Below are 23575 nucleotides of genomic sequence, written 5' to 3'. Positions count from 1 at the left end.
TTTTGTGGTGCTTAGCTTTGGTGTTTAACCTTTTAATAATTATTGTTTTTTTCGGTGTAATTTTTGGTGATTCCATTTAAAGAAGCACCATTTTGAATTTTAATTCCGATTGTACTTAATGTTCCTTCTATTTTGGATCCTTTTCTGATATCTAAAATTTCATCAGAGTAAATTTTACCTTTTATTTTTCCAAATATTATTACTTCTGAGCCTTTGGATATGTGCAGATTTCCAATTAACTCCCCTCTTAAAATGAAAATAAACCCTGCGCTTACATTTATTTCACCGATGTGTGTTCCGGTAAACTCCATATTATGATTAACAGTATACTTTTGGGGATGTAAGATATCAATCGATAGTATGTTTAATTTACTTTTTTAAAACTTGAACTTTAATTTTTCAATTATGCTAAAGCCATCTAGAATCATGTAATGTTTTACTGTTTATTAAGGTTCATATAAATGCTCTATCCCAAATGTAGGTAATCAAAAGAACTTTTAAGTTTTGTATTCCTAACCTGAATCAGAACTATCAGAAAGTTAAAGAATAATTTAATCAGTTTACGTCCTGAAAATATTAGCACATAAAAAAGGGGCTAAAAGCCCCTTAATAAAATTTGTACCCGAAGTGGGACAAATATCGAACTCTTTGATGTTGGATGCGAATCTAATTATTCAAGAATCAAGGTATGTAGCTCTTAGATAATTGATTTGAGTTTTTAAATTTAAAAATAATAAGTGTTAACGTTCCGGCTATGAAGCGTAGGAACGGTTTGGTTGGTTAGGTCTATGCTTTATAGCCATTGTTGTAGGGCGTTTTTAATTTTAAATAAATTTTAATTCAAATAGGTGAGTACCTTTACCATTCATTTTCTTTTTGGTTCTGACAGAATAATTGAAGTGATACTTATCTATTTCATACTTGTTTCGGAAGTAAATTAAGTCCTTAATCGGGATTGATAATTTTCCGTAATTCTCAGTAGTTTCAACTTCTGGTGTTTTTTCTTTTACCTCAATTAGAACATTCAAAACATACACGCACTCAAAACAAGGATGGTCAGTTCCATATCTAACAGTTATTACATCATTATCATTTAATTCAGATGATTTCAACTCGATTGAAGGTTTTTCGGACAAAGAGTTGTATTGTTCAATTAGTGAATCATTTAGGTATACATGATAGTAGTCAAGAGTGTCACAATATCCAAAAACGGAAATTGTCATAAATGATATGAGAATCAAAATTTTATTCATGTCTTTGTTTTTTAATGCCCTACAACGTTCCGGCTATGAAGCGTAGGAACGGTTTGGTTGGTTAGGCCTATGCTTTATAGCCATTGTTAGGCAAAGTTTATTTCTTTTTAATAACATCATATTCCTGTTCTAAAACTTCTCTATAAGTACCATTTCCATCTCTTGGACAAGCTTCTATCAGGGGCTTATCATATTTATTACTCGCCCATCTTGAATCAGGAACATATATATGATACTTCTCATCCAAATATGAGTTTATCAGATTGGTGATTTGTAAGGCTGTGCTGTCGTAAGTGTTTTTCATTACAAACTGACTACATTTCCCTCCATACTCAATGTAGTAATTTAATGTCCCACCGCTCATTACAAGAGGATTTGTTCGGTAAACGTATTTTCCTTGTAATGTATCCAGAATTGATATTATCGAATCTATTGATGACTCTCTAAACTTAACGTGATAGAAGTTTCTTTCTTTTGTCCAGATTGTATCATTAAACACTGTATCAATTCTATACTTCTCTGCCCTTTCACAAATCGAATAAGTTAATACAGTATCATTAATTTCAATTTTCAATCCGGAAGCACAGTCTTTATATTCCTCAGCCATATACCAAGTTGCATTTGATCCCAATCCTGTTATCCAATAAACCAACTTGAAATCTTGGCCAAACGATAAGTTAAATGATAGAACAGTTAATATTGTGAGAATTACTTTCATCTAATTTTGCCTAACGTTCTGTGTATGGGCAGTAGGGCAGATTCGAAGCACTACACTTTCGATTTACCACTAAGTCAAAACAAACGTTTTTACTTTTAAATTTCTTTTTGTTAGACGTCAAAACTTTGTTTTGGGTTGTCTGCTCAAAGAACAAGACTTTCAATTTATCACTAAATGTCCTATTGGCTATACACGTTGTTGGGCACAGTTTTTTTATTTTTTAATTACAAGTCGTATGAGGATGGGAACATAAATTATATGAAGGCATCCATCCAATTTTCTTTTCATTATTCATTAATAGCTCTATATAAAACCAAGTTCCTTTAACTTCAAGAATTTTTACTTTATGTGTAGTCCATCCGTCCCTTGGGTCAAACTGGGTTTTAGTTGAGTTTGTATCAGGTTTTTCGAAAATGTAAGGGGTAAAAGGGTCTTTATAATTTCCATATAGTATCCATTCGCTTAATTCTATAGTACAATCGCTTAGTTTTATCCAACTACCTTTAAGTAGTTCAACAATTTCATTATCTCCTTCAGAATCAAGTTCCCAACCGTTAGAATTATTTTGATTTCCTCCATTTAAAATCATTATTGAGTCAATTTGAATTAGATTTCCAACTGAGGTATTAGAATGAAAATATGTGTAGATGAAATCAAGTGTATCATTTTCCCAAAACCATGTCTTTTTTCCAGTAGAGTCATAAAATTGGATTGAGGAATTTCGGTTTAGCTCAAATTGAAGTTCAACATCACAAGCATTATTCTTATGTATTTCAGTCTGAGAGAAGCAGCTTGTAAATGTGAATATTAGTGTCAGTATGTTAAATATGGTTCTTGTCATTTTTTAATTGTGCCCAACGTACGTGTATATGTACTTGTACATACACACACACTATATGTTTTATCCCAAATGTATGGAATCTAAAGGATTTTTTATTTTTTTAAATGAACTTATTGCAACATGTGTGTAAATTTCGGTTGTTCTGCTACTATTGTGCCCAAGAAGGGTTTGAATATATCTTAAATCTGTTCCTGCTTCCAATAAATGAGTAGCGAAGGAATGTCTTAAAATATGTGGTGTTACCAGTTTGTTGACCCGTGCATTTTTTGCTGAATTTTTAATAACCTTTGATACGCTTTCAGGAGAATATTTCCCTCCACGTTGTCCTTCGAATAAATACTTTTTTGGTTTCCTTTAGTATTCTTAAAAGCTATGACGAAGTCACTCAAAAAGTTAAAGAATAGTTATAATTTATTGAAATAGAGGAAACAGCGGAGCATAAAAAAGGGGCTAAAAGCCCCTTAGTAAAATTTGTACTCGAGATGGGAGTCGAACCCACACGTCCTAAGACACACGCCCCTCAAGCGTGCGCGTCTACCAATTCCGCCACCCGAGTAGATTTGCTGCAAATGTATAATTTATGGATTAGTCAAGTATCCGACAGTATAGTTTTTTAGTTTAATATTTTTTTGTGTTACGATTTTGTGATCTTCTCGTGATAAATTATAGATGTAAAAAATATAATTTAGAGCCATAATTCGAATGATCTGATCATTCCTAAATATCCGAACTATGGCAGCAGCAGAATCAAAATTGTGGTATCTGGAACAGATTAACATTTTCAGAGACTTAGGTCCGGACGATCTAGACAGAGTAGATAAAATTTCATCTATGAAGACGTTGGAGAAGGGTAAGTTTATATACTTCCCGGAAGAACCGTCAAAGGTGGTTTTCTTATTGAAAAGCGGTCGGGTGAAGATTGGAACCTATTCTGAGGAAGGCAAAGAAATTACCAAAGCCATTCTGGAACCGGGAGAAATCTTCGGGGAATTGGCAATTGCAGGGCAGGAAAAACGTCAGGATTTTGCTCAGGTTTTGGATAATAATGTTAAGATCTGTGCGATACATAAGGAGGAGATGTTGAAAATACTCGAGTCCATGCCGCGTTTGAATCTAAAGATTACGCACTTAATAGGTGTAAGATTACAAAAGATGGAACGTAGGTTTGAGTCTTTGATTTTTAAAGATGCACGTGATCGAATTGTAGATTTTATTCGTGATCTGGTATTGAATAAAGGAAAAAAGGTGGGATTTGAGTATGCGGTAAAACATAAATTGACACATCAGGATATGGCCAATTTAACGGCTACGTCCCGCCAAACGGTAACGATTGTGTTGAATGAATTGCGTGAGCAGGGCATTCTGGATTTTGACCGCAGAAGTATTATTGTTCATGAAATGGATGATTTGGTATAAAGAAATAGCGCACAAAAAATAAATGAAATGAAGTACGTATTATACATTGGGGAAGGATGTCACGACTGTCATATAGTTCAAGGGTTTATAAAGGAAAACGCCCTGGATGTGGAAATTGTAGATGTAGATAAATTAGAACAACCTTTGGCATTTGATGTCTTTGTGAGACCAGCATTGATGCGGGATGATACTTTGGTGGCATACGGGTTAGATGTAATAGACCATTTGAATAGGGTGATGATCAAATCATAAGTGAATGAATTTTTTGGCGCATTTTCATCTGTCAGGTGACGATGAAGAAATTGCGATAGGTAACTTTATCGGAGATTTTGTAAGAGGAAGTAATTTGGATGAGCTTCCGCGAAATGTATTGAATGGGATTCAATTACACCGTTTTATTGATGAGTTTACGGATAAACATCCTGTGGTAAAATCAGTTAACGAGATGTTACAACCCTATTTTTCAAAATATGCTCCGGTCGTTTCGGATATTTACTTTGATTATTTTCTGGCCTCTAACTTTGACGATTATTCGGTGGTTTCGTTACGTGATTATACACACGGTGTGTATGACTTATTAGAGCGTAAAAAACATATTTTACCTGATCGTGCCCGTAATTTTTATCATTTCCTGTTAGAACGCGATATCTTTTTTGAATATGGAAACAAAGGAGGTATGCGCCATGTATTTAATGGTGTTTCTTCTCGTGCACGTTTTAAATCAAATATGGAACAGGGCGTGCCTATTTTGATTAAACACGAAGCAGAATTATTACCATTATTTCAGGAATTTTACCCATCCTTGCAAAAAGCTTCTCAAGAGTTTATTGAGCAATTGTAAATCTTTCCAGATCCATATGAGTTTAAAGATTATTCCAACGTCTGATGAATCTCCAACATTATACAATGATGAATTGGATGAAACGTATCATTCTCGTCATGGAGCATATCGTGAAAGCGTTTATGTATACATAAAAATGGGGATGGATGAATTGACTCATCTTGAAAACATCAAGGTTTTTGAAATGGGTTTTGGAACCGGATTAAATCAATTGCTTACCTGGGAGTTTGCGGAGCAACACCGAATCAAAGTAGACGTAACCACGATTGAATTGTATCCTTTGGAAGAAGAGTTTTGGAGGCAGTTGACTTATTATAGAAATGAGGAAGAGCATGAGATTTACAATCAATTGCACGAGGTGGAGTGGGAACAAGAACAAGTGATTTCAGAGTATCTTAGTATTTGCAAAAAGAAAACTTCATTATTTGATTTCAATGCAGATGAGGCTTTCCATATTATTTATTGGGATGCATTTGGACCTGAAGTACAGCCGGACCTATGGACTTTGGAAGTATTTCAGAAACTGTTTAATTTCCTAAAACCAGGAGGAATTCTAGTAACCTATTCTGCCAAAGGTCAAGTACGGAGAAATATGATCGCAGCAGGATTTGATGTGAGTAAATTACCTGGTCCTCCCGGAAAGCGAGAAATGTTAAGAGCTGTAAAACCCATATAGCTAAAAATATTACAATGATGTATGTTTGATGCATCAATGCGGTTTCCAATTCACATAACCATAGGTGTTCTATCCCTGTTTTTTCTTTTAATGGGAAAAGAGGTGCAAGCTCAGGTTCAAACGGATACATTAACCCCGAAAGAGGCCGCAGCTTTGCAAAAGAAATTGGATCGGGAATTAAAAAAATCTCAACGTAAAACTTCTTTTCAGATTTTACCCTTAGTATACTACACTCCAGAGACTGATTGGGCATTTGGAGCTTCAGGAATTTACATGTTTCGATTTCATCAAAAGGATAGTTTATTGCCTTTTTCACAGATTCAACCTTCATTTATATATACTTTAAATAAGCAGGTATTAGCTACAGTACATTATCAATTATATACGAATAGAAACTGGACTGTAAGTGGTAAAGTAGGGTATTTGGTTTATCCATATTTCTTTTCTGGGATTGGGAATGAACATGATTTATCTTACAAAGAATGGTATGATGCCACATATCCAATATTGAAGGTGAATGCTTATCGTAAAATACGTCCAAAGGGCTTGTCTGCTGGATTACGTTACCGATATCAAAATACCCAAATCACATCACCCCCGGATAGTTTGTTGGGTAATGGGCAGATACCCGGAGAAGGAGGAAGTGTACAATCATCTCTAGGTTTTGGATTTAAATATAGAACCACAGATTTTATAGGGTCTCCAACGAAAGGTTGGTATGTTAATGCGTATACTATGTGGAATTCTAAATCGTGGGGAGGTGACTATGAAGATCAGGTTTTGCTTTTAGATGCGCGTAAGTATCTAACTGTTTCAAAGAAAAAGGATGTATTGGCATTTCAGATTTTTGCTCAGTCTCATACCGGAGATGTTCCTTTTAATCTAATGTCAATGCTGGGGGGGAGATACCGAATGCGAGGTTATCAGGAGGGAATTTACAGGGATAGACAAATGCATGTGTATCAATTGGAATACCGTAGCCGATTGTTTTTTAAGTACTTTGGATTTGTATTATTCGGGAATTATGGTGGGATAGGAAATGATTTTGATGAGGTGACCTCTAATTATCGCTATACCGTAGGAACAGGATTGAGATTTACACCACTTCCCGAAAAAAGATATTTTGTTCGTTTAGATTATGCTATTGGTGAGAGTACCCAGGGATTTTATATCGAAATCGGAGAAGCGTTTTAACCAATTCGTCTTTGTACTAAAGACTCCACTTTTGTATACAGCTGTTCTGGTTTATAGGTCCGCCAGGATTGATCATTTAACTCTCCACCTAACAAGAAATAGTGATCGATATTCGCATCTTTAAAGTCATTTAAAACATGATCTCTAAAGTTGAGTAATGCGATCCAGCCATCCTCAATATCTTCAAACCATTCTTCATAATAAGAATCGTCAGAGCTATGGAAGTTAAGCACGTTTTCACCAATAAGAATGAATTGATTAATTCCGTGATCGGTTAAGGTATCTACAATGTTTCGTTTTAGAAACATAATGTCATTGTACAACGTATCATTCCATTCTCCAATCAATTCAATAATCGCGTATTGGCGGTCATAATCGGCAAACAGGATTTTGATAAACAATGTTTGAGATTCAATGTTATCCCACTGTGGATGAATAACATGATCATAGATACGGTCCTGAAATTCAAACTCACTATAAATCCTGCCAAAAAATGGAGAGTTTGGATCTTCTTCTGCGGTATACAGATTACGCCAATTCCAATATGGTTCAATGGTATGCATGCGGCAAAAGTATAGTTAAAACATTAGCATTTTATAGAAATATGATTTGAAAATGAAATGTGTAAATTCGCGTGGAATAACCTACAAGGAAAGGTATACTAAGACACAAAGTTATGAAGAAGAAATTATGGTTAGTGGGTGCGTTGATGTGCACAATGATTGTGAATGTAATGGCAAAAGAAGGAATGTGGATTCCCTTACTATTACAGCAATACAACGCTTCTGATTTGGAAAATATGGGCCTAAAAATATCTGTAAGTGATATTTATGATGCCAATAAATCAAGTATGAAAGATGCTGTGGTTTTATTCGGGGGAGGATGTACTGCTGAAATCATTTCTGATCAGGGTCTATTACTTACGAACCACCATTGTGGGTATGGACGTATTCAAAGCCATTCATCAGTAGAACATGATTACTTGAAAGATGGGTTTTGGGCGATGAATCAAAAAGAAGAATTACCTAATGAAGGATTATCGGTTACTTTCATTAAAGAAATCAAAGATGTTTCTAAGATAGTTTTGGAAGGAATTGATATCAAAACAGATGAGTCTAAAAGACAAGAATTGATTGCATCAAGAATTGATTCATTAAAAAAGACAGTAAAAGAAGAGGATGGTTATGGTTCACAGATTAAACCTTTTTATCATGGGAATCAGTATTTCATGTTTATTACAGAAACCTTCGAAGATGTAAGATTGGTAGGTGCGCCTCCATCTTCAATTGGAAAATTTGGTTTTGATACGGATAACTGGGTTTGGCCTAGACATACTGGAGATTTTTCGGTGTTTAGAATCTACGCTGGTAAAGACAATAAACCGGCAAAATATGCGGAAGATAATGTACCATATAGACCGAGACATCATTTTCCTGTAAGTTTAGCTGGAGTAGCTGAAGATGATTTTTCAATGGTCTTCGGATTTCCAGCAAGAACAAATGAGTATCTGCCGTCAACCGCAGTGAAGTATATTATTAATGAAGAAAACCCGTCTAAGATTAGAATGCGTGATATTTCTTTAGGAATTATCAATAAGGCAATGAGATCAAGTGCAGAATTAAATATCAAATATGCCGCAAAGCAATCCAGAATTTCAAATGCCTGGAAGAAATACAAGGGACAGATTTTAGGGTTGAATAAGACACACGCAATTGAAAAAAAGCAAGAGATAGAACGTTCGTTTAATGAAAAAGTAAATAACAATGCAAAATTCTCAAAGTACAAGGGTGTGTTAGAAGCTTACGAAGTACAATACAAAGATTTTACGGCATACTCGATGGCGCGCAGCATGTTCATTGAAATCTATTATTATGGACCTGAGATTTTAAGGTTTTCAAAAAAGTTCTCCAGATTGGCTAAACCTCTGACGGAAGAGGAGCGGAAAGCGGAAATTGAAAAATTGAAAGCTGCTGCCGAAAAGTTTTATAAAGATTATGACCCTCTGGTAGATGAGGAGTTAATGAAAAACATGATCCCTGAATATTTGGTATCAGTGACTACAAGTTTGGTACCTCCGACTGTGTTTAACATGTTTGGTTACAATGATCCTAAAAAGGCTGGTAAAACTTCAAAATCGGTATTCGATAAATCTATTTTCGCATCAAAAGAAAGATTATTTACCTTTTTGGATAAATACAATTCAAAATCGTATAAAAAAGTAGCATCAGATCCAGCATATATTATTGCTACGGATATTGAAAATACATATCGTAATGTGGTGTCTCCACATTTCAAGAGTGGTCAAATGGAGTTGGACAGTATTCAGCGCGTTTATATGGCAGGTTTAATGGAAGTATTACCTGATTATAAAAACTATTACCCGGACGCGAACTTTTCTTTACGCTTGTCTTATGGAAAAGTGAAAGGGAGTGAACCTGTTGATGGAATGGAGTACAAGTATTACACTACTATGAAAGGAATAGCGCAAAAAAGAGATACGGCTTCATACGAATTTAATGTGCCACAGAAATTGATGGACTTGTATGAAAGTAAAGATTTTGGGCAATATGCAGATTCAACCGGACAAATGCACGTTTGTTATACGGCTACAAATCATACCTCAGGAGGTAATTCCGGTAGTCCGGCATTAAATGCTAAGGGTGAGCTAGTAGGGCTCAATTTTGACCGTACCTGGGAAAGTACTATGAGTGATATCATGTATGACCCTAATATTTGTAGAAACATTATGGTGGATATTCGTTATGTATTATTTATCATAGACAAATACGCAGGAGCTACACATTTAGTAGAAGAAATGGACCTGATAAAATAATCAGGTCTTAATCGTGTTTCTCAACTTTAACGATATATAATTTTTCCAACGCTTTTTCCCGGGTATTCGGATTTAAGAACTCTCCTGTAAGTTCAGTGTTTGGGAAATTATATAAATTTTTGACTACCTGATAGGTGATGCCATTTTCTTTTAAGCTGTTAATACCGTCTTGACTTGTAAATAAATAAAGATCGTGAGTTTTGGTTTTGTTACGGATATAATCTGTACCTGCCCAGTGATGGAATCTATATTCTTTTGAATAGAAATTGATCACATGATAATGTTTGGCATAGGCCACAAAATCATCTACTCCCAAATCATGTTCTACAATCCAATCTGCCATAACTCGGCCAGACTGGTATTGGTTCATTTGCGGATAGAAATATCCATTCATCACGATATTTGTTCCAACCACGGCCACTAAAGAAGGACCAAGTAATTTTACGACCGGATTAGACTTGATAATTGCAAAAGAGATAAATCCAAATATTCCCAATGGAATAACCCACCAGAAAGCATGTGTAGCAGGGAATACCCAATACAGGATAAATAGAACAAGGAAGCCAATTAGAATTGAGAACACCAGTTGAACCCACTTAAATGTAAGATACGATTTTTCACTTGACTTTTTAAGTAATTGATCCATATAACTTGCTGTAAAGATAGCGGCCATTGGCATGATAACCATTATATAATGTGGCAATTTATAATGTGATGTAGATAGTGCGATAAAGGGAAAAATAAACCCACCAAAAGAATACAATTCCAAATTGGCTACTGGTTTGAATTTAGCATCAATCATTTGTTTGATTTTATTCCCAAAAGCGAAAATTCCAATAAGTGACCATGGTAGGAACTCCCATAAATAATTATGGGTAAAGAAGAAATAAGAGGAATCATCCTTCCATACATTTTCACCGGTAATCCTACCAAAACTCTGTTCCCAAAAGAAAAAGCGTAATCCTGAAACTCCAACGCGTCCATTTACACTGGCTTCTGGTCTTAAGTCAAATTGGGTATAAAGTCCCCACATCATTGGTGCCAACACCACAACTACAATAATGACTCCCGGAATCCAACGCCAATTAAAGATGTTTTTCCAGTCTCGTTGGTATATTAAATGAGTTCCTATAGCCATAACCGGAACTACTGCACCAATAGGCCCTTTGGCAGTCATTGCTAACCCAACAGAGATAAAAGCCCATATAAAATGAGAAAGCTTTTTGGTTTGTAGATAGCAGACCCCTTGCCAAATAGCGACTATAACAAAGTTGGTTAATAAGGTATCTGTTCTTACATCATGATTATGGAGAACATAAATTTGAGAACTCGCTAAAACTACGGCACTGATCACACCTGTATTGTGATTATAAAGTCTTTTACCTAATCTATAAGTGGCATAGAAACCCAATAATGTAGAAAGGAATGTGGGTAAGCGATAAGCAAAATGATTAATTCCAAAAATCTTAATAAAGATAGCTCCTAACCAGAATAACAAAGGAGGTTTGTCTAAGTAGTTGTTTTCCAGGTGGTAAACTTCTAAAAAACTATTGGTATGTGCCATTTCCATACTGATAGACGCATACTGTGATGCATCAACCTCCATTAGATCGGGAGCGAATAGTCCAACGATATATACAGTGAGTAATCCTAAAAATGTTGCAATCGTAAATCCTCTGGGAATATTGTACATAGAACCTATTTAATAATACTGAGCGCAAAAGTTGATAAAATTCAGTCGGATTCAAAAGATGCTTTCGAAATAATTTTTCGCTCTTTTTTAAGATATGATTCAAATATGATATTCGTGTGACCAAATAGTTATAATTTGTGACCAAATAATTTGTGAAAACGAGTTTCTCGTATACTTTTGTGCCTGAACACAAACCAACTATTATGAAAGCGACAAAATATTTCTCTGCATTATTATTCATTTTTGCAATCGCATTTCTTTCCACTTTAGAATCGTGTAAAAAAGACTCTGACTCAGGATCTACAGGTGCGCCAGTTACAAAAGCGTCATTATTGGCATCCGGACCCTGGATAACTTCGTCAGCGATTATGAAATTACCTACTGGTGATTTAGACTTGTTTTTGTTGATGGATGAATGCGAAAAAGATGATCTTGTTGAATTTAAGTCTGATAAAAAGATTGTAGAAGATGCAGGGGCAGTGAAATGTACTCCTAGCGATCCTCAAACTGAAGATGCGGGAACCTGGGAATTTGCAAGCAATGAAACGGAATTAGTTATAACCGAAGGTACGGATATCACAACACTTAAGATTATTTCCTTAACGTCATCAGAGTTTATTGTAGAATTCACGGAATTCGATGCGACATTGCAGGCTGATGTAACCGGAAGGTTTACATACAAACACAAGTAAGATAGAAAAAATTACTGCACACTCCCCACACAAAAAAACGCTTTCAAAGAGCGTTTTTTTTTGCCTTTACATTTCGAAATCGATCTTTTCTAAAATTAAACCGGAGGCAGGAGCAATATAAGTTAAAGGTTCAGGGGTACGTTCGATTAACATGATTTTGAGATCTTCTAACGTAATTTCATGTTTCCCCAATAAAATCAATTGACCCATCATTAATCTTACCTGATTACGCATAAAACCCTTTGCACTTACACGATAGATAAAACTCTCTTCAGGAAAAAAACTGGCAGTATATTTCGTGTTGTTCTCAATTTCTGATGTGAGAATAGTCCGTGTAAATTGAGTGTTGGCCGAAGGCTTAGTGCAAAATGTTCCGAAGTTATGGGTGCCCAGAAAAAGTTGTGCACCTTGTTTCATGAGCTCAACATCCAGATGATCCTGAATGACGCACATAATAGAAGCACTAAATGGATGAGGTTTTTCACCGTAGCCAAAAATATATTCGTAGGTTTTGGTTTTTGCAGTATTGATGATGTTAAATTGTTCATCTACTGGTTCAATATGGATCGCTCGAATATCTGCTGGTAAATTGATATTTACCATACTCAGAAATACATCCAGGTTTTGAATAGGTTGAGATATAAAAAGCTCAAAAGCACTATGATTGGCAGATACCAATGCATCGGTTCTACTGGTTCCTAAAGTTTTAAATTGGATATCACCCAATACGAACTTGAATGTTTTGTCAATGAGTTGATGTACCGTTTTAACCTGAGGTTGCTTTGCCCATCCATGAAAACGGAATCCCAGATATTGAATATGAATCAGGTAATAGTACTTTTTATTAAACACGGATAAAGGTTTATTTCAATTCAACATTTATATGACAAGTGGGACAGTAGGAAACGATAAACTTTCAGGTTTACTCCAAGTCAGAACGTTGTTTTTGTTTTTAAATTTATTCATTTTAAAAGCCATCCGTCAGCTGACGGATGAGCGGTGTTTCAAATAACCACAGCATGCCTTATTTGCTATATACCGTGTTAGCCTCTTTTTATTTCAAATTCTCTATAAATTCCTCCGTCTCTATTCATGATCATGAATTTGTCTTCTTGCCACTTTGATTTGTGTAAGTTTTTATAGAATTCATAAACAGTGTTTTTTAAAAGAAAAGTCTCAAAAATAGTTTCGCCACCTTTTTTCTCTATCCTTAAATATGCATTTTGACCTTCATCATTAATACGAATTTCCACAATGGCTTTAAATCTTTTGCTTCTTTGTTGTTTCGATAATCTACTTTCAAAAGAGTATTTAAAATTTTGGTCGGATATTTTATCAGTAATTCCCAGTGCAATACCTTTATTCTCTTGATTTTGCTCTGGAACTCTTCTTAGAACATCTCTTAGGACTTCCAGAATGATTACATTTTGTTCTTCTTTAGATATTCTGAAGTAGTTTTCGAAATCAAACCCGATATAATCGTAATGGACATAGCCATCAAAATTCTTTATTTCGCTACTAACTGCGTCTGTTCCTTTAACGCCAATATTTAATTTTAAGATATTGCCAAATTCGAAGTGTTTTGGAATCATGTACAAGAAGATGTCTTGAACAGTATGTGTCGTAATATTGAAATCTCGCTGACTTAATCCATTCGGTAATTCTTGTCCTGATCCCAGGTGTATGCTTATGTCTCTTAGATATCTTGCCATATTAATTAATTGAGGCTAACATCTGAATAATCATCAAATTGATCCAGTCTTAGGATCGCATTTCCAGAGTCATCCTTACCCAGAATCGGGACGAATTTAGCACCCCAAATGATCTCATCACAGGTATATGAAGTTCTGGAATGAATTTGCTGCGAATAAGTTTCGTCATATGCATCAATTTGTAATACCAGTTCCACTTTATGGGATTTTATTTTGTCCGCTGATTTTAATGCGGATGGCGTGTCATCTTTAAAAGGATAAACAATCGTCCAACTGGAAACGAGCATATTTATATGTTCATATTCGAGTTCCAGGTTTTGAAATTTTCTTTTTTCCCCGTTTTTTTCTTGTTCTACCCAGGAGAGGATCAATCTGGCATTTACATTGATCAACTGATTGTCTTGTCTATTGGCCATACGAATCATCAATCCCTTTTTAGTTTCTTGATATGGGGATATCAATGCATACTTACTAAAAAGTGTTTTGGCTTGAGGCTTGGAAAAACGCCCATAGAGCAACCCGGTTGACATGGCAAAACTTAATAAACCCAAAAATGCTTCCAGAGAAGCTATAATATTGTGAGCTGTTTTTACTGGAGAGATCGCACCAAATCCAACTGTGGTTAGCGTTTGTGTACTAAAATAGAAAGCGTCAAATAATTGATCTACAAAAGCATCAGAATGATCACCGGATAATCCGTCAATCCCAAAGCCCACATAAAGTAGCGCAAAAAATAGATTGACCAGTACGTAACCAGATAATAGGATAGAGAAGAACGAGATCCATCCCATATTAATCAACCAGTGGAAGACACTAAATCGCTGACTAAAGGTTAAGCCAATTCTATTTAAGCTAACAGAACCATCTTTATTGAGTAGACGTGATCCTTCATTTTTAGTATTTGAACTAAATCCGGTATCGGTAATATATTTTAGTAGCTTTTTCTTCAATCCGGTTGACCTTATGCTTTTTCGCCTTTGTATTCGAATCCAAGATCATTAATAGATTGTTCAATTTCTGATGCCTGAATATTGTTGCCTTTTACGACTACGGTTTTAGAAGCCAAATCCGCTTCTACATATTCTATTTGATTTAACTTAGAAAGGTTTTTTTCAACAGATGACTTACAATGGTTACAAGTCATTCCTTCTACACTAAACACTTTTTCGTTTTCTGACATATCTCGTTTTATAGTTGTTGGAAAATATTTGAGCCTTAACCCATTTAATAGTAGGGTTGCAAGTACAATTGCGGATAGAATTGAGAACCAATCCAGATTTTCGGCACCATGATTATGAGAACCCATTTCCATACCAGGAAGTAAAAACCATCCAGTAGGCATTTGATCTATAGCAAGTCCTATGAGTAATGCACCTCCAATAATACTGGATAAATAAGAAATCAACGTTTTCGTTCCCATGGTTTGTTTGATCACTGTCATGGTTGCAGCGTTGGTTGCCGGACCAGCCATAAGAAAAACAAAGGCTGCTCCAGGAGATAAGCCTTTCATCATTAAAGCTGCTGCAATAGGAACCGACCCGGTAGCACAGACATACATTGGGATAGAAGCGATCAATACAATGAGCATATTCACAAATGGGTTGCTCATGTTGTTTTCAATAAAACCGTCCGGAATTATTGCAGAAATAAAGGCAGCAATTACCAAACCGATCATCAACCATTTGGAAATGTCCTGAAGGAATTCCACAAAAGCATATTTTAATGCCGCTTGAAATTTTGATCCTCTTATATGAACTTCAGGTTCGTTTTGATAAAGGTTTTCTTCAGTATCATCAACAGCATTGGTGATAGCCCCACCAAAAATTCCGGTAATAAATGCTGCTATTGGTCGAATCAAAGCAAATGGTAAACCCAGTAAAGAATAGGTGATCAATATGGAGTCTACACCCGTTTGAGGCGTAGAAATAAGAAAAGAAACGGTAGCTCCTTTACTTGCTCCGTTTTTGTTAAATGAAATACCAGTTGGAATAACTCCACATGAACAGAGTGGGAGCGGAATACCCAGCATTGCTGCGTTGAATACTGAGATCAAATTTTTACGACCTAAATATTTTGCGACTTTGTGTTTTGGAAAATAGACATGTAAAATTCCAGCCAGGGCAAACCCTAAGATCAAATAGGGAGCCATTTCTGCAAACAGATAAATGAACTCTGTAAAGAATGTTGAAACGAATTTTACAATGGCATCCATTAACGCAAATGTTGATATTTTTCTCTTACACTTTCAGGAATAGGAACCGCATCTCCATATTCATCAATTCTCACAAAGGTAACTTCTGTATCGCAAACCGGAATTTCTTCTTCGGTAATTACGTTGTGTTTACGAGCGTCAATCTTTAGCGTCACTGAAGTACGCCCCATTTTAACTACTTTACCGTAAATCTTAATTAAATAACCGACTTTAACCGCTTTTCTAAAAACGACTTCATCAATTTTAACCGTTACCATATTTGGTGATTGGCAAACACTTGCTGCCATTGTACCAGCTGCTTCATCAATCCAGCTCAGCATATTACCACCAAATAAATTCCCATGGACCCCAAGGTCCTTACCCATACAAATACGTTGATTTATAAATTCCATCCTATAAAATTGACTGCAAATTTAAGACGTAAAATGCACTAATTTGTAAGATATCTGATATTCCAATGAGGGAAGAAGCTATTTTTTTACACAAAAATTAGAAAGATCAGGAATGTGTATCTTTAGAGTTAGATATTAATTTTTAGTCAAATTTTAGAAATACACCGGATCTAACATAGATGTAACCTACCTTTACAAGATAGTACCATCAACTGAACAATCGAAAAACTATATATGGAGCAAATCATAGAAATTTCACAATTTGGAGAAGATACCATAGAGGGGCTAAGTAAGATACAGAAGACTTTAAAGTCGAAGTATTTTTACGATGCCAAAGGAGATGAAATTTTTCAGCAAATCATGGCAATGCCTGAATACTATCTGACCCGTAGCGAAATGGAAATATTTAAGACTCAAAAAGAGCAAATATTTCAACAAGTGTGTCCAAAAGGATTACCATTTAATTTAATAGAATTAGGAGCCGGAGACGGATCAAAAACAAAAGTACTACTGGAACATTTTTTAAGTAAAGGTATTGACTTTACGTATTATCCGGTAGATATCTCGCAGCATATACTGAATGAATTGGTAGAGATGTTGAATCGAGAGTTCCCAGAATTAGATGTCATTCCATTGAACATGGATTATTTCGAAGCGCTGAAGGGAATGGAACAATTTGGTGACCGTAAAAATATTACGATGTTTTTGGGTTCCAATATTGGAAATTTTGAGTCCAGACAATTGGAAATTTTTCTATCCAATTTGCAAAGTCATTTCAAACCAAACGATAAACTTTTATTGGGCGTAGATTTAAAGAAAGATCCGGATGTGATTTTAGAGGCATACAATGATAAGACTGGAATTACAGCGAGTTTCAATATGAATCTACTGGTTAGAATGAATCGTGAACTCGGGGCTGATTTTTTATTGGATAAATTCAAACATTATCCTTTATATGAGCCAATTACCGGAGAGGCCCGGAGTTATATCGTTTCTCTGGAAGATCAAAAAGTCACATTTGATAAATTAAATTTTGAGGTGGAGTTTGAAGCCGGGGAGTGCATACATACTGAAATATCCAGAAAATACTCGGTATCTAACTTAGATGAATTGGCCGTAAAATGCGGCTTTATGACTGCAAAGAATTTTTATGATGAGAAAAGATATTATGTGAACTCTATGTGGGAAGCGGTGTGAGCCAATTCCTACTTGTTTCTCTTCTTTTTAAGTCTACTGGCTTTCTTTTTACCTGCTTTTTTCTTTTTATGAGCTTCGACCTCTTCGATCTCTTTCATGAGTGCAGCAATGTTGTCACTGTTTTCATTTGATGCAAACATGATATCGTGATAGTCGTCACTATTGATGTCTAAAATCTTAATGGATTTGGTAATGAAAGTTTCGATTTGTTGAAGCATTTCTTTTTCATCATCGCTACAAAAGGAAACCGCAATTCCTTTTTTCTTTCCACGTCCGGTACGTCCAATTCGGTGTACATATGTTTCGGGATTTTCATCCGGTAAATCATAATTGATCACAAAATCAACATCGGGAATATCAATACCTCGTGCGCTGACATCCGTAGCTATAAGTACCCTGTTTTTACCATTTCTAAAGTTTTGTAAAACTTCTTCACGTTGTTTTTGGACAATATCGCCATGGATGGTTTCCGTATGAATTTGAACCCTAAGCATGGCATTTCTGACACGTTCGGCACGTACTTTCGTTCTTACAAAAACGAGAATTTTACTATTCGGCTCATCTTTGATGAATTGCTCCAGAAAGAAGCGTTTGTCTTCCATTTTAATAAATGCGACTGAATGCTCAATATTTTTTGAAACCGGATCTTTAGGAGAAACCTGAATTCGAATTGGGTTTCGTACTAGAGAGTGTGCTAACTTCTTAATCTTTTTATTAATGGTTGCAGAGAAGAATAGTGTTTGATGCTTTTTAGGTAAAAAGCGTTTGACATCTTCTATATCCTTATAAAAACCTAGGTCCAACATGTGGTCGGCTTCATCCAGTACCAGATGTTTTACACGGTGTAGATGGATGTACTTTTGATTGACTAAATCGAACATTCTTCCGGGAGTAGCTACCAGAATGTCTATTCCTTTTTCGAGTTTTTGAATTTGAGGATCTTGTTCTACACCACCATATACAGCAAGTGATTTTATGGAGAGTTTTTTTCCTAATGATTCAAAAACCGAATGAATTTGTAAAACCAGTTCTCGAGTAGGAGCCAACACTACGCATTTGATCCCGTCCACTCTGCGTTGATTTTTATTACGTTGAAGAATGTCCAAAATAGGAATCACAAAAGCAGCTGTTTTTCCGGTTCCGGTTTGGGCAATAGCCAAAACATCTTCCCCTCTCAGAATAGGAGTAATCGCCCGATATTGAATATCAGTCGGTCTTTTGAATCCTTGTTTTCTAAGCTGCTCTTTTATTCTTTCCGCAATACGATAATCGTCAAACTTCATGCTGCAAAGATAGTTTTCACATTATACTGGCATGCACGGTAGGAAAGGTTCTATTTGTGAATAGTAAGGAGGAAGAATTAGAAAGTTTTAAACTTCACTTTTCTTCTTTTCTCAACGATATAGAATGACATATACACTCCGTCTTGAGAAGTTTTCAGAGTCAATGGAATATTGTTTTTAGACAATTTGTAGACATCACCTAAAATACTTTCATCCATAGTTAAAGTATATTCTCCATTTGGAAGGTAGAATTCAAAGTGCCCGTCAATATCTGTAAGTGTATTGTATGATTTACTACCCACTGCAGTAACTTTAATACGAGACATGTCGAATACTTTGTCTTTATCTGCAATTGCAATTTTTTGTCTATCCAAAATCACATCACCATATACTTTTACACCTCTAACAAATGGGATGTAAATCTGGCCATTGTTTAAGATTGTAATCGAATCCGAGATGTCCGGGAACCATCCTTCCATTTTATCTAAAGCGATGATGGATAGTGGATATGTTCCGATTGGCATGTTGGCAATTTCAGCTTCTCCCTTTGCATTTGTGATTACTTCGTTACCATTGATTCGTACAATGATGTTTTCCATTACAGGTTCATTGTTATCTCTAACATGATTTCCGTTTACATCATAGAAAGCCATTACTTTATTAGTTGCGTGACGTTTTTTAGCAAATGGTACGGGAATACCAAACTCTTTTCTGACGCTTACACTTAAATTCACATTGCTATTGGTATTCGGACCAACATCTCTACTTGAACCTGTATTTAAGTTATATGATTCGTAAATAGAAGAGTAGTTGCTTGAAGAATAAGTGACGTTCATTTCCACTCCATATCTCCATCCAGAATTTGTGAAGTAGTAGAATTGAGGATATACACCAACATTATGACCATTGAAACGGTTGTTGTAGTTATACATTACAGAATTCTCCATTACATAATGTGGGTTTTTAAATTGATATTGGTTTTGAACTGAAATTCTAAAAGATTGAGGCGTAATTCCTTCACGTTGCATATTTACCAATGCATTAGTAGACAAAGCACCGTAGTTGTATTTTAAGCTAAAGTTCCATACACGGTAACGTACCAAACCAGATAATTCAAAAGTGAAGTAATCGGATTTTACAGGAATTTCAATTGGATCGTTATAAGCCGCTTTTACGTAAATAGAAGACAAGATGTTTTTCTGGAAATCGAAATTAGAAAAACGGAAAGAAAGACCTCTTGAATGTACTCTGTTTGCCAGATAATCAGAGATGTTATAGAAAACACCCGGTTGGATGGTTCCATATTTTGTCGATTTACTAAAAATAACATTGTTAAAAATCATCTCCTGATCAAAAGCTACATTGTTACCTGTAGTATTGAAAGAAATCATTTTTTGGTAATTGTTGTTTACATAAATATTAAAATCCGGCTTTACCGTAATTGATGTTCTGTGTGTACCAGTAGTTCTTTCTAATGAACCATAACTGAAGTTTGGACCGTTATATCTAGCCGAAAGACTTGTTTTTACTTTTTTATCGAAATAGTTGGTAGAGTAGTTTCCACCAATCAAATATCCCTGAACGGTAAGTTCTCTTCCGGGAGCATTAACACTACGGTTAGATACAGCACCCATAAAATTGAAAAAATGCTTCTTTTTAAAATTAAAAGAAGGGTTTAAAGATGCTACATCAATAGTGGTATTCGTTTGGTTGTTAATACCGCGACCAATTTTACCAGCAATTTTAATATCTTCATTAAACTTAAATTCATGTCCTACACCAAAAGATTCGGTTCTGGCACTTTTAAATAAACTCGGATCACGAACATAAAAAGCGGAAGTTTTCTGACGTTGTGCATATGAGTGAGAAGCTTTAATACCCTGACCATAGTTGTATACACCAATTAAGTTCCCACTAACCTGACCAACTTCTACTGTTGTATTTTGATCATAGTATCCAATATACCATGGAACTGTTTTTAATAAATCATCGTTCCAGTATGCTTGAGAGTAGTTTAACTGAGTGAAGTAGGCAAGACTGGCATTGTTGTTCAACTGCTTAAAACCTCTCATGTTTACAGACATAAAAGTGAAATCTGAAAGGATGTTTTGCACATTCGCTTCAACGGTTAATGGTAAATTAGGATATCCATAAGGAGAAACTTTAATATTGTTTGGTAAACGGATAATATCCACTTTATTTCCTTTTTTGTAGATGTCATTTCCTAATCCTTTTGGTTCAGATGAATTGATATAAACAGTATGTTTACGATAGCTTAAGTTAGAGTTTGGATCGTGGTTTTGTAACGAAATCTTTTTGAAATTTCTTCTATCAGTATTTCCTGTAGAAGCTCTGTAAGTGATAGTTGTATCGTGACCAGGTAAAAGTTTAATTGTAGAAGCACGATCTTTTAAGATTCTATCATTGGTGTCGGTCAAAACCATCTCGCCATGATTTGATTTATGACTAATCAAGATATCCTGACTAAAATTACCCGTATTCATAATACTGTAATTGAAGTCTTTTTCGGTTTCACCGTTTCTAAAATACAAACGTGCGCCTTCTTCAATAGTCGCATCCCATGAAACCAATTTCTTGGTAAACATAGTGAAATATGTACTGGATAATTGTTCGTCTTCCTGATTGACCAGGAAGGTATTGATGATGATCTCCGTATTACTGTTCATCATTTGTTGCGGAATCAGAATTACCGGAACAAATATTTTTTCTTCGGGTTGTAGTTTGTATGCTTTGTTATCCGTTAAATTCATCCATCCGGCAGGGAAGAGGATGTCAATAATGAATGTTTGCTCTTCTGCGGTTTTGTTTACGATAGTCAGAACATTAGAGATCACTTCTCCTTTTTTCAACTCTACCATTTCATTGGTGAAAAAAGCATTCACCTGATTTGGTAATAGTTCACGTTCTTTCTTTTGTGTTGATGTGGAATCTATTGCGGTTGAATCGATATTAGAAACTAATGTATCTCCATCAATAGCATTTAATGTATCACCATTAATACCTCTGACTTGAGCCATAGAAACGGTGCTCAAAATAGATACAACAATAACTAAGAAGATCTTAAATTGGGGATGATATGTGTGGCGGTGAAAAGACATCCTATATATTCTCTTCTAATCGAAATTTTATGTTTAACTGAAAAATCCCGGGGTTGAACTGAAATCCTGGTTTTACCCGAATATCTACAGTAAAATTGAATTCGTCATAATGACTTAAATAGCTACCAGGCCCGTTGGTGTTTAAAGCGCAGGTACCTGCTGGAGTTACTGGTAACATTGGTGCGATAATATCGATCACATCCATGTTGTTAGTGAAGGTGGTAAATAAACCGTCAATAGGAGAAGTCCCACAACTGTTACGGACTCTAATTTCCAGAGCATCGATTGTTGGGTTTTGTCCTAAACCGCTTCCGTATTGGTTTAGTTCTTCCCATTCTGTAAGCGGTGTGCCCGCAGCCGGATTGTTGTCAATGGTCATAATTAAATTCCATGAACATAGCGGATCGGCAATCGCTTTATCTTCAACACGTATTTTGATTCTAGCTACACCATTGATGACATAACCACCCTGGTATTTGGTAAAGGAATCAAAACTCATCATCGCATTTACCGAGGTATTCGGTTCTATTTGTACTAACCCACAGTGAACTTGTGAATGAGCTACTACAAATAGCAGTAGAAAAACTACTAAACTGAATAATGATTTTATTTGGGGAGTGGTGTTCATTATTTTGTTTTAAATAAAGGAAGTGACTTCTGAAGCCACTTCCTTTGAATATGGTGGAAAAATTCTATTGATCTTCTAACAAGATGTACTGAACGTACATAGTGTAAACACCTGGCTCAGCATAAGCTCCAGCACCGTTTACAGTTACAAGATCTTCCATAGTTGCTCCGTCAGCATCAGCAGCCATTGGGAAAATTGCTGGTAATCCAGGAAGAATTCTATAGTCGATTACATAGTAATAGTTAGAGTTGATACCGTTTTGGTTCATGTAACTACCACCTTCCATGAAATCTTGTCCAGCAACACCAGAAGTACCAGCGTGACCAGCAATATATTTATCATTTGCAGTTGGTGCAGTGTTTGTACCACCGTTCACATATAAACTGTTACCTCCTGAAGGAACAGATGAAGGTGAGAACGCTTGGCTATAATCAGAGAAACCACCAGTTGCAGCACCGTCACCGTTGTTTGGTTGTGCTTGACGTAACTCTAATAAACTTAATGGTAAGTTTGGAACTGCGTTTGGATTACTGTTTCCGTAATCAATTTGTTGATCCCAAAACTCAGGTCCGTTAGTTCCTGTTGATCTTCCAACAGCATATAAATCCCAAGATACAGTTGAGCTTACTTTTAAAATAGTTGCTCCGTAGTGTGTAATACCAGCATAGTACTCATCGATATCGTCAAATACGAATTCGATTTGGTCTGGTGTAGACATATCCAATTGTAAAACTGGTTGTAAGTCCAGTGTTACTGTTACGTCTTTTTCATCGATCAACTGTGCGTTAACAGTTGTTAATCCAGCGAACATCATCGCTGCTGTAAGTAATCCTACTTTTTTCATAATTAGTGATTATTGGTTAGTAAAAATTTAT

The 23575-nt window shown here is 35.6% G+C and carries 23 protein-coding genes, 1 tRNA gene and 1 pseudogene; 8 read left to right on the top strand and 17 right to left on the bottom strand.

Annotation, left to right across the window (positions count from 1 at the left end):
- Window positions 1–32: 32 nt before the first annotated feature.
- From KFE94_02875 to KFE94_02850, 6 genes and pseudogenes are all read right to left on the bottom strand, one after another.
- Window positions 33–311: a polymer-forming cytoskeletal protein gene (locus KFE94_02875; GenBank protein UTW67073.1), complete on the bottom strand. Its 279-nt coding sequence runs from the start codon at window positions 309–311 to the stop codon at window positions 33–35.
- A gap of 513 nt (window positions 312–824) precedes the next feature.
- Window positions 825–1253: a hypothetical protein gene (locus tag KFE94_02870; GenBank protein ID UTW67072.1), complete on the bottom strand. Its 429-nt coding sequence runs from the start codon at window positions 1251–1253 to the stop codon at window positions 825–827.
- A gap of 97 nt (window positions 1254–1350) precedes the next feature.
- Window positions 1351–1971 carry a hypothetical protein gene (locus tag KFE94_02865; GenBank protein UTW67071.1) on the bottom strand — a complete coding sequence of 207 codons (621 nt, stop codon included), beginning with the start codon at window positions 1969–1971 and terminating at the stop codon, window positions 1351–1353.
- A gap of 220 nt (window positions 1972–2191) precedes the next feature.
- Window positions 2192–2812: a hypothetical protein gene (locus KFE94_02860; protein ID UTW67070.1), complete on the bottom strand. Its 621-nt coding sequence runs from the start codon at window positions 2810–2812 to the stop codon at window positions 2192–2194.
- A 60-nt stretch (window positions 2813–2872) separates the two neighbouring features.
- Window positions 2873–3160, bottom strand: a pseudogene (locus KFE94_02855) (tyrosine-type recombinase/integrase).
- A gap of 126 nt (window positions 3161–3286) precedes the next feature.
- Window positions 3287–3368 (bottom strand) — tRNA-Leu (locus tag KFE94_02850).
- 176 nt (window positions 3369–3544) lie between these two features.
- Here KFE94_02850 and KFE94_02845 point away from each other — a divergent pair.
- The 5 genes from KFE94_02845 to KFE94_02825 are packed head-to-tail and all read left to right on the top strand — an operon-like array spanning window position 3545 to window position 6939.
- A complete protein-coding gene (locus KFE94_02845) occupies window positions 3545–4228 on the top strand; it encodes a Crp/Fnr family transcriptional regulator (protein UTW67069.1) in 684 nt (227 codons plus the stop codon).
- Between the two features lie 27 nt (window positions 4229–4255).
- Window positions 4256–4480, top strand: coding sequence for a hypothetical protein (locus KFE94_02840; GenBank protein UTW67068.1), 225 nt, complete (start codon window positions 4256–4258; stop codon window positions 4478–4480).
- A gap of 4 nt (window positions 4481–4484) precedes the next feature.
- On the top strand, window positions 4485–5069 hold the full coding sequence (locus tag KFE94_02835) for a DUF479 domain-containing protein (protein ID UTW67067.1): 585 nt from the start codon (window positions 4485–4487) through the stop codon (window positions 5067–5069).
- 16 nt (window positions 5070–5085) lie between these two features.
- The gene (gene mnmD / locus KFE94_02830; GenBank protein UTW67066.1) at window positions 5086–5745 is read left to right on the top strand and encodes a tRNA (5-methylaminomethyl-2-thiouridine)(34)-methyltransferase MnmD; all 660 of its coding nucleotides are present in this window, start codon (window positions 5086–5088) and stop codon (window positions 5743–5745) included.
- A 21-nt stretch (window positions 5746–5766) separates the two neighbouring features.
- Entirely contained in the window at window positions 5767–6939 is a 1173-nt protein-coding gene (locus KFE94_02825; protein ID UTW67065.1) for a BamA/TamA family outer membrane protein, read from the top strand.
- On the opposite strand, the gene KFE94_02820 is transcribed toward KFE94_02825, so the two are convergent.
- Window positions 6936–7502, bottom strand: coding sequence for a hypothetical protein (locus KFE94_02820; GenBank protein ID UTW67064.1), 567 nt, complete (start codon window positions 7500–7502; stop codon window positions 6936–6938). The two genes, KFE94_02825 and KFE94_02820, sit on opposite strands and share 4 nt — an antisense overlap.
- Before the next feature lie 113 nt (window positions 7503–7615).
- Between KFE94_02820 and KFE94_02815 the strand changes: the two genes are divergently transcribed.
- Window positions 7616–9772 carry a S46 family peptidase gene (locus KFE94_02815; protein ID UTW67063.1) on the top strand — a complete coding sequence of 719 codons (2157 nt, stop codon included), beginning with the start codon at window positions 7616–7618 and terminating at the stop codon, window positions 9770–9772.
- A gap of 7 nt (window positions 9773–9779) precedes the next feature.
- On the opposite strand, the gene KFE94_02810 is transcribed toward KFE94_02815, so the two are convergent.
- Window positions 9780–11465 (bottom strand): glycosyltransferase family 39 protein, encoded by a 1686-nt coding sequence (locus KFE94_02810; protein UTW67062.1) that lies wholly within the window; start codon window positions 11463–11465, stop codon window positions 9780–9782.
- A gap of 203 nt (window positions 11466–11668) precedes the next feature.
- Here KFE94_02810 and KFE94_02805 point away from each other — a divergent pair, with 203 nt between their 5' ends.
- On the top strand, window positions 11669–12157 hold the full coding sequence (locus KFE94_02805; GenBank protein UTW67061.1) for a lipocalin family protein: 489 nt from the start codon (window positions 11669–11671) through the stop codon (window positions 12155–12157).
- Between the two features lie 66 nt (window positions 12158–12223).
- On the opposite strand, the gene KFE94_02800 is transcribed toward KFE94_02805, so the two are convergent.
- From KFE94_02800 to KFE94_02780, 5 genes are all read right to left on the bottom strand, one after another.
- Window positions 12224–13009 carry a tRNA pseudouridine(38-40) synthase TruA gene (locus KFE94_02800; protein UTW67060.1) on the bottom strand — a complete coding sequence of 262 codons (786 nt, stop codon included), beginning with the start codon at window positions 13007–13009 and terminating at the stop codon, window positions 12224–12226.
- 191 nt (window positions 13010–13200) lie between these two features.
- Window positions 13201–13869, bottom strand: a complete 669-nt coding sequence (locus tag KFE94_02795) for a hypothetical protein (GenBank protein ID UTW67059.1) — start codon at window positions 13867–13869, stop codon at window positions 13201–13203.
- A 5-nt stretch (window positions 13870–13874) separates the two neighbouring features.
- Window positions 13875–14819 (bottom strand): ion transporter, encoded by a 945-nt coding sequence (locus tag KFE94_02790; GenBank protein UTW67058.1) that lies wholly within the window; start codon window positions 14817–14819, stop codon window positions 13875–13877.
- Between the two features lie 11 nt (window positions 14820–14830).
- A complete protein-coding gene (locus tag KFE94_02785) occupies window positions 14831–16081 on the bottom strand; it encodes a permease (protein ID UTW67057.1) in 1251 nt (416 codons plus the stop codon).
- Window positions 16081–16473, bottom strand: a complete 393-nt coding sequence (locus tag KFE94_02780) for an acyl-CoA thioesterase (protein UTW67056.1) — start codon at window positions 16471–16473, stop codon at window positions 16081–16083. Before KFE94_02780 ends, KFE94_02785 begins: the two co-directional genes overlap by 1 nt.
- A 234-nt stretch (window positions 16474–16707) precedes the next feature.
- Between KFE94_02780 and egtD the strand changes: the two genes are divergently transcribed.
- Window positions 16708–17670: an L-histidine N(alpha)-methyltransferase gene (egtD, locus tag KFE94_02775; GenBank protein ID UTW67055.1), complete on the top strand. Its 963-nt coding sequence runs from the start codon at window positions 16708–16710 to the stop codon at window positions 17668–17670.
- An 8-nt stretch (window positions 17671–17678) separates the two neighbouring features.
- On the opposite strand, the gene KFE94_02770 is transcribed toward egtD, so the two are convergent.
- From KFE94_02770 to KFE94_02755, 4 genes are all read right to left on the bottom strand, one after another.
- The gene (locus KFE94_02770) at window positions 17679–18953 is read right to left on the bottom strand and encodes a DEAD/DEAH box helicase (protein UTW67054.1); all 1275 of its coding nucleotides are present in this window, start codon (window positions 18951–18953) and stop codon (window positions 17679–17681) included.
- Window positions 18954–19030: 77 nt separating this feature from the next.
- Window positions 19031–21991, bottom strand: coding sequence for a hypothetical protein (locus tag KFE94_02765; GenBank protein UTW67053.1), 2961 nt, complete (start codon window positions 21989–21991; stop codon window positions 19031–19033).
- A gap of 82 nt (window positions 21992–22073) precedes the next feature.
- Window positions 22074–22700, bottom strand: a complete 627-nt coding sequence (locus KFE94_02760) for a hypothetical protein (protein ID UTW67052.1) — start codon at window positions 22698–22700, stop codon at window positions 22074–22076.
- A gap of 64 nt (window positions 22701–22764) precedes the next feature.
- Entirely contained in the window at window positions 22765–23544 is a 780-nt protein-coding gene (locus tag KFE94_02755) for a hypothetical protein (GenBank protein UTW67051.1), read from the bottom strand.
- Window positions 23545–23575 lie beyond the last annotated feature (31 nt).

This window comes from bacterium SCSIO 12643, assembly GCA_024398135.1.
In the GTDB taxonomy this organism is placed as follows: Bacteria; Bacteroidota; Bacteroidia; order Flavobacteriales_G; family Salibacteraceae; genus CAJXZP01.
Note: the sequence above shows the minus strand (reverse complement) of the source record. Positions and strands in the feature narration are given on the sequence as shown.